This window comes from Humibacter ginsenosidimutans (assembly GCF_007859675.1).
Classification (GTDB): Bacteria; Actinomycetota; Actinomycetes; order Actinomycetales; family Microbacteriaceae; genus Humibacter; species Humibacter ginsenosidimutans.
Map to the genome: position 1 here is coordinate 2632846 of NZ_CP042305.1, position 11918 is coordinate 2644763.

The following is an 11918-nucleotide window of genomic DNA, read 5'->3' on the forward strand; positions in this document are numbered from 1 at the left end:
CCGGCGACACACCAGCAGACACGCCCAACGGCACCGAACCGTCATCGCGGAACGCCTCAGCCCAGACGCGTGCCCTCGAGGTGCTCCACGAGCTTCCAGGTGGCGCCGTCGTCATCGCTCACCCAGCCGTCGAACACGTAGCTCTCGTCGGTGATCTCGCTGAAGTTCCAGCGGATGGGGCGCTCGTCGTTCTGCGTGCCGTCCTGCCGCAGGCCGTCGCGCCAGCCCTGCGCGACGAGGTTCGCGAACTGGTTGGCCGCCGGGGCGAAGTAGCTCACCCGCACGACACCCGCCGCCGGGTCGTACACCCGCACGGCGACGGCGACAGTGGATGCCTGCCCGTCGACCTCGATGACCTCCAGGTCTTCGACCGCGCGGCCTTCCATCACCCACGAGACGATCCAGGTGAAATCGCGTGCGGTCCACTCGCCGGTCGCCTCGTCGAGCCGCTCACCGCTCACCCGCCACGTTCCGACGAGCTGGCCGAACCTGGTCATCCGATTCGGATGCTCCGGTGCGACGCCCTCGCTCACCAGGGCTGCGGCGAAGGACGGGAGGTCTGTCACGGGGTCACCGCCGGGGCATCCTGTGCCGGCTCGTCGACGCTCGTGCCGCTGACGTCGGTCCGGTGGAAGTTGAGGAAGGAACGGGATGCCGTCGGCCCGCGCTGCCCCTGATACCGAGAGCTGTACGCGGCGGAGCCGTACGGCTTCTCGGCCGGCGATGACAGCCTGAAGAAGCACATCTGCCCGATCTTCATGCCCGGCCAGAGCTTGATCGGCAGCGTGGCCACGTTGCTCAGCTCGAGCGTGACGTGCCCGGTGAATCCCGGATCGATGAAGCCCGCGGTGGAGTGGGTCAGCAGGCCGAGGCGCCCGAGCGAGCTCTTGCCCTCGAGGCGGGCGGCGATGTCGTCGGGCAGCGAGACGCGCTCGAACGTGGAGCCGAGGGCGAACTCACCGGGGTGCAGGATGAACGGCTGGTCGCCGTCCACCTCGACCAGGTGCGTCAGCTCCGGTTGGTCTTCGGCCGGGTCGATGAACGCGTACTTGTGGTTGTCGAACATGCGAAAGAAGCGGTCGAGACGCACGTCGATGCTCGACGGCTGGATCATCGCCGGATCGTAGGGCTCCAGCGCGATGCGCTCGGCGTCGAGTTCGGCCGTGATGTCGCGATCGGAGAGCAGCACCTGGCCAGACTACCGGGACCCGCGTTTCATCGGTATTGCGCGGAACGGTGCCCGTTCCGGACGTTTGCGCCTCGTCCACCGGACACGGACGTCCGGAACGGCGACAGGTTGACGGCGGCCGCGCCGCTCCGCTCGTACCCTGGTGCCATGCGAACCGAGCGAGGGCTGGATCGTCTCGTCTTCTTCACGGATGCCGTGTCGGCCATCGCGATCACCCTGCTGATCCTGCCGCTGGTCGATTCCGCCTCGGTCGCGGTGACGGCTCACCACAGCGTCGAACGCTTCATCGGCGACAACCTCGGGCAGCTCTTCGGATTCGTGCTGAGCTTCGCGGTGATCGCCAGGATGTGGGCGGTGCACCACTCCCTGTTCGAGCACGTCGCCGCCTACAGCCGAACGCTGTTCATCCTCAGTCTGTTCTGGGCGCTGACCATCGTGTTCCTGCCGCTGCCGACCGAGATGCTGCAGTTTCCCACCAGCACGATCACGGTGGTGTGGTACATCGGCACCATGCTCCTGAGCAGCATCGCGCTGCTCCTGATCGCCGTCACGGTCAGACGACATCCGGAGATCTCCCCCGAAGACAATCCGATGCAGGCCCGCGGCGTCTTCGGCATCAGCGTCAACGCCATTGCGTTCCTGGTGGCCCTCATCGTCGGCGTGGCCGTGCCCGTCATCAACTTCTACGCGCTGCTCCTGGTGCTCCTGGCCAGCCCCGCAATGCTGATCTACGACCGCGTCATGGCGCGACGGGCGTGACGCGCGGCAAGCGAATCCCGTGCACTCGCGAGCAGCGAGCGATCACCGAATGCCGTCGGCTACGATGGAGGCTGCTGTCGGCGACGACGGCATGCCGATGTAGTTCAATGGCAGAACTTCTGCTTCCCAAGCAGACAGCGCGGGTTCGATTCCCGTCATCGGCTCCACATGCGACAGGTCACTTAGCGATCGCCTTCGGTGCCGCGCGTCTTCACCGTCTCGGTCTGAACATCCTGCCGAAGACGCCGCGCAGCGAGCTGGTCGCGAAGAGCAGGAGCAGCGCGTAGTAGCCGATCTCCGGCACCAGAAGGGCTATGGCCAGGCTCGCGCCGAACAGCACGCACATGGAGAGGCTGGCGCCGAGGCCGCGCGCAAGCCGGTCGGGCGGAATGTCGTGCAGCCGCGGGTGTGCCCGCAGGAAGAGTTCCTGGCCGAACGCGGCCAGGCTGGTGAGCACCATCGTGCCGATGTAGGAGACCACGATGATCGGGTCGCCCGAGCTGCCGACGCCGGTCATCGCGGTGGCGACCGGCAGCCACACGATCGTCAGCAGCCAGGCCACGTTGATCCACAGCAGCACCGACGTCACGCGGCGCACGCCGGCGAACATGCGGTGGTGATTGATCCAGAAGATGGCGATCACCGCGAAGCTGATGAGAAAGTTCACGATCATCGGATAGTTGTCGTGGAACCACTGAGCACCGTTCAGCTTGTGTTCGCCATGCGCCTCGACGGTGCTCGTGATCGTCTCGAGCAACGGCAGGATGAGCAGGGTCATCGCGATGGCCACCACGGCGTCGATGAACGCCTTGGCCCGGTCCGACGAATAGAAGACCTCGTCGTCGGAGAGTTCCATCCCTTCTTCGCCGTTCGTCTCTCCGTGCGACCCGCTGCCCTCTACGCTCACGCCCACGATGCTAAAGCCTGTCGAGCGGCATCCCGGCTCGATTAGGCTCACATCCGTGACGGCGGCGACCCCGCCGCGTGCCGACCGGGGGAAGAGATGATCGACGCAGCCGGCGCGACCACCGGCCTCACCTCGGCCGACGTCGCGGAGCGTGTGGCCGCAGGGCGCACCAACGCCTACACCGACGCGACGAGCCGCTCGGCCTGGAGCATCGTGCGGGCCAACGTCTTCACGTTGTTCAACGGCATCATCGTCGCCTGCTTCGCCGTGCTCCTGCTGCTCGGCCGGTGGCAGGATGCCCTGTTCGGCCTGAGCGCGATCGCCAACACCATCATCGGCTCGGTTCAGGAGTTCCGCGCCAAGGCCGCCCTCGACAAGCTCGCCCTGCTGCACGCGCCGACGGCTCGCGTGCTGCGCGACGGGGAACTGCGCGAGGTGACGCTCGGCGATGTGGTGATGGACGACATCCTCGTGCTGCGCGCAGGCGACCAGATCGCGGCGGACGGCGTCGTGCTGCAGTCGTCGCGCTTGCAGGCCGACGAGTCCATGCTCACCGGCGAGTCCGACGCGGTCGACAAGCAGCCGGACGACGAGGTGCTCAGCGGCTCGATCGTGGTGGGCGGCGAGGGCGTCGTGCGCGTCAACCAGGTGGGCGCCGACTCGTTCGCCAACAAGCTCGCCAGCGAGGCCAAGCGGTTCTCGCTGGTCTCCAGCGAACTGCGGCGTTCTGTCGACAAGGTGCTCAAGTTTCAGGCGTGGATCATCGGCCCCGTCGCGCTGCTCGTCGCGAACGCCCAGATGTGGGTCTTCGGGGGCTGGTCGCACGCCATCCAGACCGGCGAGTGGCGTCAGGCCGCGGTGAACGCGATCGCCGCGGTCATCGCGATGATCCCGCTCGGGCTCGTGCTCATGACGAGCATCGCGTTCGCGGTCGGCGCGGTGAAGCTCGCCGCCCGCCAGGTGCTGGTACAGGAGCTGCCCGCCGTCGAGGGACTCGCCAGAGTCGACGTGATCTGCCTCGACAAGACGGGCACGCTCACCGAGGGCGAGATCGTGTTCGACGAGGCGCATCCCTCAACAGGCGAGCCGCCGAAGGGCTGGCGGGATGCCCTGGCCTGGTACGGCGCGGAGCCTGACGCGAACGCGACAGCGCGGTGCCTCGCAGCGGAGTATCCCGCCGGCGACGCTCTCACGCCGGCCGCGCGCATCCCGTTCTCCTCGGCCCGCAAGTGGAGCGCCGTGTGCTTCGGGAACGCCGCGAACGGCGACGGCGCGGCACCGGGAACATGGGTGCTCGGCGGGCCCGAGATGGTGTTCAAAGACGAGGCGCACGCGGCGCTGCGCGAGAAGGCGGTGCGGCTGGCGGCATCCGGTCGCCGCACTCTCGTGCTCGGGCACTCGCCGCGCGCGCTCGATGGAGCCGAGGTCGACGACGAGACGCTCCCCGTGCAGCTCACGCCCGTGACGTTGCTGACGTTCCGGGAGAGCGTGCGGCCCGATGCCGAGGAGACGCTCGGGTTCTTCGCCTCGCAGGGCGTCGACGTGAAGATCATCTCCGGCGACAACCCGCAGACCGTCGCCGCGATCGCGCGCGAGGTGGGCCTGGATGCCCCCACCGGCTTCGACGCCCGCGAGCTGCCCGACGACCAGCAGGCCCTCACGGCCGCCCTGGAACAGCACACCGTTTTCGGCCGCGTCACCCCCACCCAGAAGAAGGCCTTCGTGCAGGCGCTTCAGGCGGGCGGGCACACGGTGGCCATGACGGGGGACGGCGTCAACGACGCGCTCGCCATCAAAGAGGCCGACATCGGCATCGCGATGGAGTCCGGCTCCGCGGCGACCAAGGCGGTGGCGCGCATCGTGCTGCTCGACGGCAAGTTCGAGCACCTGCCCGGCGTCGTGGCCGAGGGCCGGCAGGTGATCGCCAACATCGAGCGCGTGTCGATGCTGTTCCTCACCAAGACGGCCTACGCCACGGTGCTGGCCATCGTGTTCGGCATCTCGATCATGCAGTTCCCGTTCCTGCCGCGGCAGCTCTCCGTGATCGACGGACTGACCATCGGCATCCCGGCGTTCTTCCTCGCGCTCATGCCGAACGTGCGGCGCTACATCCCCGGCTTCCTGCGCCGGTCGCTGAGCTTCGCCATCCCCGCCGGCGTGATCGTCGGCCTGGTGCTGTGGTGGTACTCGTGGGCGGCGGTGAGCGTGGGCATCCAGCAGGAGGAGCTGCGCACCGGGGCCACGCTCATCCTCACCATCGTGGGACTGTGGGTGCTCGTGGTGCTCTCACGGCCCATCGACGGCTGGAAGATCGTGATCATCGGCGCCATGATGATCGGCCTCATCCTCGTCTACGCCGTGCCGCTGGCACGCACTTTCCTGGGCCTCGTCGACGTGACGTTCACCGACACCCTGCTGGTGATCGGCCTCTCCATCGTGTCGATCGCCGGCATCGAAGTGGTGCGCTTCGTACACCGCAGATACGTGCGCAGGCACGGTGGCCGCGGGGACTACTGAGCGCCGCCGACGATTCGCGGCGCCCGTCGTGCCCGCGTGGGCGACATCGCGCCCTTGTTCAGGACATTTCGCGAGGCATCCACATTGTGTGGCCGGCTCGCGAAATGTCCTGAAAACGGACGGCTGACGAGGGTTTGGCGACGCGGGCGAGCGCCTGCGCTACATCCCGGTGCGGCGGGCCGCGGCATCCATCGCGCTGATGTGCGCGAAGTAGCGCCCGCTGCGGCCGAGCCACAGCACGAGCACCACCAGCACCGCGATGACCATCATCGCCGCCTCGAGCCAGTACGACGTGGCGTCGATGACGAGCGAGACCACGGCGAGCGCGAACTCGACCGCCATCGCGATCGTGGTCAGAACGCGGGCGTAGTGCTTGCCCCTCGTCAGGGCGGAGGCCATCGCGATGATGAACAGTCCGCCGAGAATGACGATCGCGCCGATGAGCGTCACACCGAACTCCCCGCCCAGCAGCCCGTTGTCGACCACGTAGCGCAGCAGGATGAAGAGGATGCCCACCCCGATCGCCACGAACCCCGCCAGGTAGGTGAGCACGACCACGACGATCAGCTCGGCGGGCGGGCGACGGCGCGCCCTGCCGCTCGTGCCGCTGGGGTCGTTCGCGCTCTCGTGGGGCGACGGACTGCTCGCGGGGGTTCCCGTGGTCATGCTCACACTTTATGAGTCGGATCCGCGCGGGTGGAAGTCGTCTTCGACTCCGGGACAGCGTTTTGACCGGCACACCGTTCTCTTGGCCGAATGGGCGGCGTGCCGGCCACGTCCCGCCGCTCAGAGGGCGGGCGGACCCCGTCAGGTTCGTTCGGGTGGGGTCCGGTGGTCGGCGAGCGCACGAATGCGGCCGCCGAGCCTGCGACGTGTCAAAGAGGAGCCAGTGGGCGCGGTTGCGGCCCCCGCGGCATCCGCGCCCATGGCATCCCCACATGAGCCGGGGGCGGCGAGGAGCCTCGAAGCTCCGGTGCCACCACGCACATGACTCATGCGACATATCTTGCACCGCCGGCCTGCACCGCACCAGACCCATTTCGGAGAAGTTGCGCCGCTTGCGCGCAGGTTCGGCATGGCGGATCGTCACCTGGTCGATATGCGGTTCGCGGCGAACGATCAAGATGCGTGCGTAGCGTGAGCACTCCGCGACTGAGGGGGACATCATGTCGGAAGCACGAGCACTGCGCTCGCCGCGCGGCCCGCGGACCCCGCTGCGGGTCGGAGGTTTCACCCGCTGGCGCCTGCGCTCGCTCGCTCAGCGGGATGCCCGTGCCGGCGTTCCGCGCGCCGCCTACGAGGCCGAGCCCGTCGGCGATCCCACCCCGACCGTGCAGGCGATACAGGCGCACGCCGCGCACTACGCGCAGCGCGAGGGGCAGCGTTTCATCACCGACGTGCGCTCCCAGTGGACGGAGCACGAGGCGCTTCTCGAGACCGTCGAGCGCGAGACCCGCGAGTACGCGGAGCGTTCCGGCGCATTCGAGAAGGCAGCTCCCGAGACGCTGCAGGATGCCGCTTCGCCGGCCCTCGAGGATCTCCGCCGGCTCGCGCGCCGCATCGATCGCGACCACCGCCGGACTGCGCATCTGCGGGCGATCATCCACACGCGCTTCACCGTGGCGAGGCTGCGTGCGCGTCGGTACTTCGACTACTCCGACGAGAAGGTCGCGATCTACTGGGGCACGCTGCGGCGCAAGCATCCTTCGGCCGAGAACATCAGCGATCGGCCGCCGTCGCTCGAACGCCCTGCCTGGCTCACCGTCGACGACGCGCGCCGCGCCATGGAGCTGTGGCACGGCTCCGACGTCTTCGGCGGCCCGGCCATCGGCCCACGACAAGGAGGGGACAATGTCAGCTCGTGATCGCGTGGGGGCGGTCGTCACCGTGACCGACACCCACGACGCCTTCGGGCTCGAGACGCCCGGATACCGGCTGCCCAAGGTGCAACGGCTCGCGCGCAGGCTGCGCTGGCGGCTCTGGCGCATGCGGCGCTCGCTCGATGTGGAGACCATCGACGTGTTCGAGCACGAGATCACCGGTTTCGAGCGGGAAGGCCTCGCCGACCTGGCCGGGCAGCGCACCCGGCACCAGACCGTCGCGGCCGCGCTGCACACCGTTGCGAAGGCGCGGGTCGAGCTCGTCGCAGGCGCCCTGGACTCCGCATCGACCGATCTCGCCAAAGCGGAGGCCGAGGCAGCCATGCTCGAGCGCAAGCTCGCCGGCCGCGACCCGCAGTTCCACAGCTACGCGTGAGGGGAAGACGAACATGGCTCGCGACATCGTCATGAAGCCCCCGAGCAGGGGGCCGCGCCTCGGCAGAATGTCACCGTTCACGCACGTGCTCGTGTACGCGCTGCTGCTTGGCATGATCGCCGTCGACTACTACCTGCTGTCGCAGACGCTCACGCTGCTGCTGCGCAACGACAGCCAGTACGGCTCCATCGGCACGCTGATGTACATCATCACGGCGGGCATCTCCGCGGCGATCGTGACCATTCCGCACCTGATCGCCGTGCTCATCCGCCGCATCGAGAGCGGCATCACCACGCGCGGCTGGACCGTCGTCTCGATCGCGCTCGGGATGCTGTGGCTCGCCATTCTCACGACCGTCACCATCGCCCGCATCAAGGCGGGCATCGACACGCAGAACTCCGGCGGACTCTCCGGGCTCCAGGGCGCTCAGCAGACCACGACGGCGGCGGGATTCTCCTGGACGGCGCCGGACACGATCATGGCGTTCCTCATGCTCGGCGTGCTGCTCACCTCCGGGTTCTTGAGCTTCGTCACCGCGTGGCTCACGACGCGTCCGCTGGTCACCGCCGTCGAGCGCGGCTGGCGTCGCGTTGCGAAGCTGCGCGCCTACCGGGACCGCCTCATCGCCGAGCAGCTCAAGGCCGCGGAGACCGTGGCGCAGCAGGCGGGTGAGGATGCCGCCGACCTGCAGCGCTATCAGCTCGCGCAGACCGTGCTGCGGCAGCAGCTCGAACAGGTGAGGGCGCAGCTCGGAACGCAGCTCGCCCAGCGGCACCGCGACCCGCAGGGCACCAGCCAGATCATCCACGAACTGCAGCTGCGCAGGGAGCCCTCCCAGTCCGAGGTGCCCGGCACGACCAACTGACCTGCCGTCAGGCAGCATCCATCCACCCGCAACTGCGCCGGCTCGTGGCTTTCGCGCCAGAAAAGCCGGCGCGACAGACGAGAAGTGGCGCAGACACGACGAGCGTCACACTCTCGAACCGAAAGGACCACCTTCGTGAGGTCTTCTCTCCGCTTCATCGCACCGGCCGCCGCAGCCGCGCTCGTCGCGCTCGCACTCACCGGCTGCTCATCGTCAGGCTCGACCGGCGCGTGCAGCCAGGCGGACAAGCGCAACCTGGGCGTCGTGGCCGGCAGCACCGCGAACGAGCCGGCGATGCAGCTGCCCGCGTCAGCGTCGAACCAGCTGGAGGCGACGGGCAAGAGCAACGGCAGCGTCACGATCGTGGTGCCGTCCGGCACACCGCAGGCCCGCGGCACCACGCTGCTGGGATCGACGGCCAACGATGCGATCGTGTGCACGAGCGACCAACGCAACAAGCTCACCCAGGTGACGGACTACATCGACGCGTTGCAGGCATCCACGCCCGAGGTCGACTTTCTGGATGCCATCGACCTCGCCGCCCGCAACCTCGGCGCGCACTCGATGGGCGTGCTGGTCGTCGGCAACGGTCTGCAGACGGTCGACCCGTTGGACTTCGCGGTGAAGGGACTGCTCACGGCCGAGCCGAAGCAGGTGGCGAGCGATCTGCAGTCCAAGGGCGAGCTGCCGAAGAATCTCAAGGGCGTCACCGTGTACTGGTCCGGACTCGGCGATGTGGCCGGCGCGCAGGCGCCGCTGACCATCTCGGCGCGCAGCAATCTCGAGGGGATCTGGAGCGCCATCATCTCCGCCGCAGGCGGCACGTTGTCGGTGCTGCCGGAGCCGGCATCCGGTGCGGCGGCCTCCGGCCTGCCCAGCGTGACGCCGGTGCCCGTTCCGGCAGAGGCGACGAAGACCGATTGGTCGCACCCGATCGTGGTGCGCGACAGCGACCTGTTGTTCGTGAAGAACACCGCGACGTTCTCCGACCCGGCGACGGCGAAGAAGGTGCTCGCCGACCTCGTGCCGTCGATCGAGCAGAACGGTCAGACCGTGACCATCACCGGCACGGCGTCGAAAGACCAGGCCACGAGCAACGCGGCAGATTTGGTGCTCTCGAAGCAGCGAGCGGATGCCGTCGAGCAGGCCCTCGTGTCGCTCGGCGTGCCTGCGTCGCTGCTGGTGACCGCGGGGGTCGGCCACGAGTGGTGCGGCTTCAAGTCGGAGACGGATGCCTCTGGCGCGTACTCCGACGCGCTCGCCGAGCAGAACCGCACGGTGATCCTCACCTCGCCCGGCGTCGCGCTCTGCGGGTGAGCGGGGGGCTGTGACCGCCGCGCGAGGAGCACGCCGCAAGCCCAATCCATCGCCGGTTGAGGAGCACGCCGCAGGCGCGCGTCTCGAAACCAGGCCGCTGACGACGCCGGGTTTCGAGACGCGCCGCTTCGCGGTGCTCCTCAGCCCACAGGACGGGGCCTACCCGCGCACGTCCCAGAGGTGGTGCACCGGATCGTGGATGAAGTAGCGGGCGAGCGACTCGACCGTGAACACCGAGCCGTCGCTGCGGCGGCCGCTTCGGCCGAGAGCCGAGTCGGGAACGGCGGCCCAGGCATCCGCCAGCGCGTAGGCCCTGGTGTGCAGCTCGTCGGCGACCGCCGCGGGGTCCTGCTCGCCGTACCGACCCGCGATGGCCGTCGCGTCCTGGTCCCAGTTCTCGAACGCGGGGTCGTCCTGCTCCAAGAGCAGGCGCAGCCGCCCCGCCATCACGTCGTAGACGTCGCGCACGTGCGCGGCGTACTCGAGGGGCGACCAGGTGCTGTCGTCGGGACGCGCGCTCACGTCTGCGCGCTCGAGCACGGGCATCCATGCGTCCGCGTTCTCCCGCGTCATGGCGGGGACGTCGCGGTACTCGATGGCGCTCGCGTCGAACCCGCATTCGGGGCAGCGGCGCTCGAGCACCCAGGTCCAGCTCTTGGTCTCGGGAACGATCGGCATGCCTCGACGATACGGCAGCGCCGCCCGCGTCAGTTCGACGGGATCGGGCGGTAGGCCGCGGTCGTGCTCGGCGCCGGCGTGGACGTGGGAGCCGGAGCCGACGGAGTGGAGTCCTTCGGCGGGCACGTCGCCAGTGAGGCGAGCGACGCCTTGGCGTCGTCGGCCGTCCACGGCAGCGTGATGGTCGGCGCCTTCTCGCCCGCCGACGCTTTGAAGGTCGTCGCCATGGAGGTGAGCTCCATGGCGAGCGCCTGAGCGTAGGCAGCACCCGACGTGGAGTTGTTGAGCATGACGATCACGGTGAGGCCGGAGGTCGGGTCGCTCAGCATGGCGGTGATGAACCCCGGCACCGCGCCGTCGTGTCCGCGCATCGGGCCGAGTTCGAGGCCGCCCATGCCGTAGCGCTGCCACGACGCGACATTCGTGCCGAGCGGCACGGTCTTCCACGCAGCCTTCTGCGCGTCGCCCTTCAACAGGGATGCCGTCGCGAACGACTGTGCGAACGTCTTGAGATCGCTCAAGGTCGAGACCACGCCACTCGCCGTCCACGTCGCGCTCGGAGCGACCTCTGTGTCATCGAGCACCGTGCCGCAGGTCGGAGCGCCCGTCACCTCGTCGAGCGACGTCGCGTAGCCGTGCAGCGCGGACCCGGCAAGGGCTGCCGTGCTCGGCAGGCTCGACGATGACATGCCCAACGGGTTGAACACCTCGTTGCGGTACAGAGTCTCCCAGTTCTCACCGGTCGCAGCCTGCAGGGCCATGCCCAGCAGGATGTATCCCGTGTTGGAATACGCCCATTGCACGCCGGGCGCAGCCGTGCGTGGCTGACCCATCCCGTTGGAGACCAGCTCGAGCGGCACGTAGGTGCGCAGCGGATTGTCGGTGAGCTGCTGAGCGAGCGCCGGCTGGTAGTCGCCGAGGCCGGACGTGTTCTGGCAGAGCTGTCCGAGCGTCAGGTCGTCGATGCCGACCATGCGTGGCAGATACTTGGAGACCTGGTCGTTCAGCCGCACCTTGCCCTGTTGCACGAGCGAGAGCAGCACCGTGCAGGTCATCGGCTTCGTCACCGATCCGATGCGCCACGGCATGTCGACGCTCACCGGAGTGGAGCCCTTCGTGGTCGTCGTGCCGAGCCCGGCCGTGTAATTGCCGGCCCACGGTGCCCACACGCCTACGATCGCACCGGATGCCCCCGCCTGCTTCATCGCGTCGGTCACCGCGGCCTTCACCGCGTCGGCCTCCGCCGACGGAAGCGTCACCGTCGCCTGCGAGTGGGTGGGGGTCGAGGCCGGCTGCGTGCATCCGGCAAGCCCCATGGATGCCGTCAGCAGCGCCGCGACGCCGACCACCAGCGCCGCGAATCGACGCGCGCGTCCCCCACGTCGTGACATGCCTTACCCCCGTGGTCCCCCCGGTCCAGTGTTTTCAGC

12 protein-coding genes and 1 tRNA gene are annotated in these 11918 nt (G+C 68.6%); 7 read left to right on the forward strand and 6 right to left on the reverse strand.

Features of this window, described 5'->3' with window-relative positions; all coding sequences use genetic code 11:
• Positions 1 to 56: 56 nt before the first annotated feature.
• Both FPZ11_RS12065 and dcd read right to left on the reverse strand, forming a co-directional pair.
• Complete coding sequence (locus tag FPZ11_RS12065; protein ID WP_146321234.1) at positions 57 to 566, reverse strand: hypothetical protein; 510 nt, start codon at positions 564 to 566, stop codon at positions 57 to 59.
• A complete protein-coding gene (gene dcd / locus FPZ11_RS12070; RefSeq protein WP_146321236.1) occupies positions 563 to 1189 on the reverse strand; it encodes a dCTP deaminase in 627 nt (208 codons plus the stop codon). The genes FPZ11_RS12065 and dcd overlap by 4 nt, the downstream gene beginning before the upstream one ends.
• 147 nt (positions 1190 to 1336) lie before the next feature.
• Between dcd and FPZ11_RS12075 the strand changes: the two genes are divergently transcribed.
• On the forward strand, positions 1337 to 1948 hold the full coding sequence (locus FPZ11_RS12075; protein WP_146321238.1) for a TMEM175 family protein: 612 nt from the start codon (positions 1337 to 1339) through the stop codon (positions 1946 to 1948).
• A 93-nt stretch (positions 1949 to 2041) separates the two neighbouring features.
• Positions 2042 to 2115, forward strand: a tRNA-Gly gene (locus FPZ11_RS12080).
• A gap of 44 nt (positions 2116 to 2159) precedes the next feature.
• On the opposite strand, the gene FPZ11_RS12085 is transcribed toward FPZ11_RS12080, so the two are convergent.
• On the reverse strand, positions 2160 to 2855 hold the full coding sequence (locus FPZ11_RS12085) for a TMEM175 family protein (protein WP_146321240.1): 696 nt from the start codon (positions 2853 to 2855) through the stop codon (positions 2160 to 2162).
• Between the two features lie 96 nt (positions 2856 to 2951).
• Here FPZ11_RS12085 and FPZ11_RS12090 point away from each other — a divergent pair, with 96 nt between their 5' ends.
• The gene (locus FPZ11_RS12090; protein WP_146321242.1) at positions 2952 to 5372 is read left to right on the forward strand and encodes a cation-translocating P-type ATPase; all 2421 of its coding nucleotides are present in this window, start codon (positions 2952 to 2954) and stop codon (positions 5370 to 5372) included.
• Positions 5373 to 5531: 159 nt separating this feature from the next.
• Here FPZ11_RS12090 and FPZ11_RS12095 read toward each other — a convergent pair whose 3' ends face one another.
• The gene (locus FPZ11_RS12095) at positions 5532 to 6038 is read right to left on the reverse strand and encodes a hypothetical protein (RefSeq protein ID WP_146321244.1); all 507 of its coding nucleotides are present in this window, start codon (positions 6036 to 6038) and stop codon (positions 5532 to 5534) included.
• A gap of 500 nt (positions 6039 to 6538) precedes the next feature.
• On the opposite strand from FPZ11_RS12095, the gene FPZ11_RS12100 reads away from it, so the two are divergent.
• The 4 genes from FPZ11_RS12100 to FPZ11_RS12115 all read left to right on the forward strand — a co-directional run bounded on the left by FPZ11_RS12100 (position 6539) and on the right by FPZ11_RS12115 (position 9810).
• A complete protein-coding gene (locus FPZ11_RS12100; protein ID WP_146321246.1) occupies positions 6539 to 7237 on the forward strand; it encodes a hypothetical protein in 699 nt (232 codons plus the stop codon).
• Entirely contained in the window at positions 7224 to 7628 is a 405-nt protein-coding gene (locus FPZ11_RS12105; protein ID WP_246846234.1) for a hypothetical protein, read from the forward strand. The genes FPZ11_RS12100 and FPZ11_RS12105 overlap by 14 nt, the downstream gene beginning before the upstream one ends.
• Before the next feature lie 13 nt (positions 7629 to 7641).
• Positions 7642 to 8493, forward strand: a complete 852-nt coding sequence (locus FPZ11_RS12110) for a hypothetical protein (protein ID WP_146321248.1) — start codon at positions 7642 to 7644, stop codon at positions 8491 to 8493.
• A gap of 135 nt (positions 8494 to 8628) precedes the next feature.
• Positions 8629 to 9810: an OmpA family protein gene (locus FPZ11_RS12115; protein ID WP_246846235.1), complete on the forward strand. Its 1182-nt coding sequence runs from the start codon at positions 8629 to 8631 to the stop codon at positions 9808 to 9810.
• 159 nt (positions 9811 to 9969) lie between these two features.
• Here FPZ11_RS12115 and FPZ11_RS12120 read toward each other — a convergent pair whose 3' ends face one another.
• Positions 9970 to 10488: a DinB family protein gene (locus FPZ11_RS12120; protein ID WP_146321249.1), complete on the reverse strand. Its 519-nt coding sequence runs from the start codon at positions 10486 to 10488 to the stop codon at positions 9970 to 9972.
• Between the two features lie 29 nt (positions 10489 to 10517).
• The gene (locus FPZ11_RS12125) at positions 10518 to 11879 is read right to left on the reverse strand and encodes a serine hydrolase domain-containing protein (RefSeq protein WP_146321251.1); all 1362 of its coding nucleotides are present in this window, start codon (positions 11877 to 11879) and stop codon (positions 10518 to 10520) included.
• Positions 11880 to 11918 lie beyond the last annotated feature (39 nt).

Bases quoted from the DNA above. Each gene is read 5' to 3' on its own strand.
- FPZ11_RS12125 (WP_146321251.1), bottom strand. From the start codon at position 11,879: ATGTCACGACGTGGGGGACGCGCGCGTCGATTCGCGGCGCTGGTGGTC.
- FPZ11_RS12120 (WP_146321249.1), bottom strand. From the start codon at position 10,488: ATGCCGATCGTTCCCGAGACCAAGAGCTGGACCTGGGTGCTCGAGCGC.
- FPZ11_RS12105 (WP_246846234.1), top strand. From the start codon at position 7,224: ATGTCAGCTCGTGATCGCGTGGGGGCGGTCGTCACCGTGACCGACACC.
- FPZ11_RS12090 (WP_146321242.1), top strand. From the start codon at position 2,952: ATGATCGACGCAGCCGGCGCGACCACCGGCCTCACCTCGGCCGACGTC.
- FPZ11_RS12100 (WP_146321246.1), top strand. From the start codon at position 6,539: ATGTCGGAAGCACGAGCACTGCGCTCGCCGCGCGGCCCGCGGACCCCG.
- FPZ11_RS12095 (WP_146321244.1), bottom strand. From the start codon at position 6,038: ATGACCACGGGAACCCCCGCGAGCAGTCCGTCGCCCCACGAGAGCGCG.
- FPZ11_RS12075 (WP_146321238.1), top strand. From the start codon at position 1,337: ATGCGAACCGAGCGAGGGCTGGATCGTCTCGTCTTCTTCACGGATGCC.
- FPZ11_RS12110 (WP_146321248.1), top strand. From the start codon at position 7,642: ATGGCTCGCGACATCGTCATGAAGCCCCCGAGCAGGGGGCCGCGCCTC.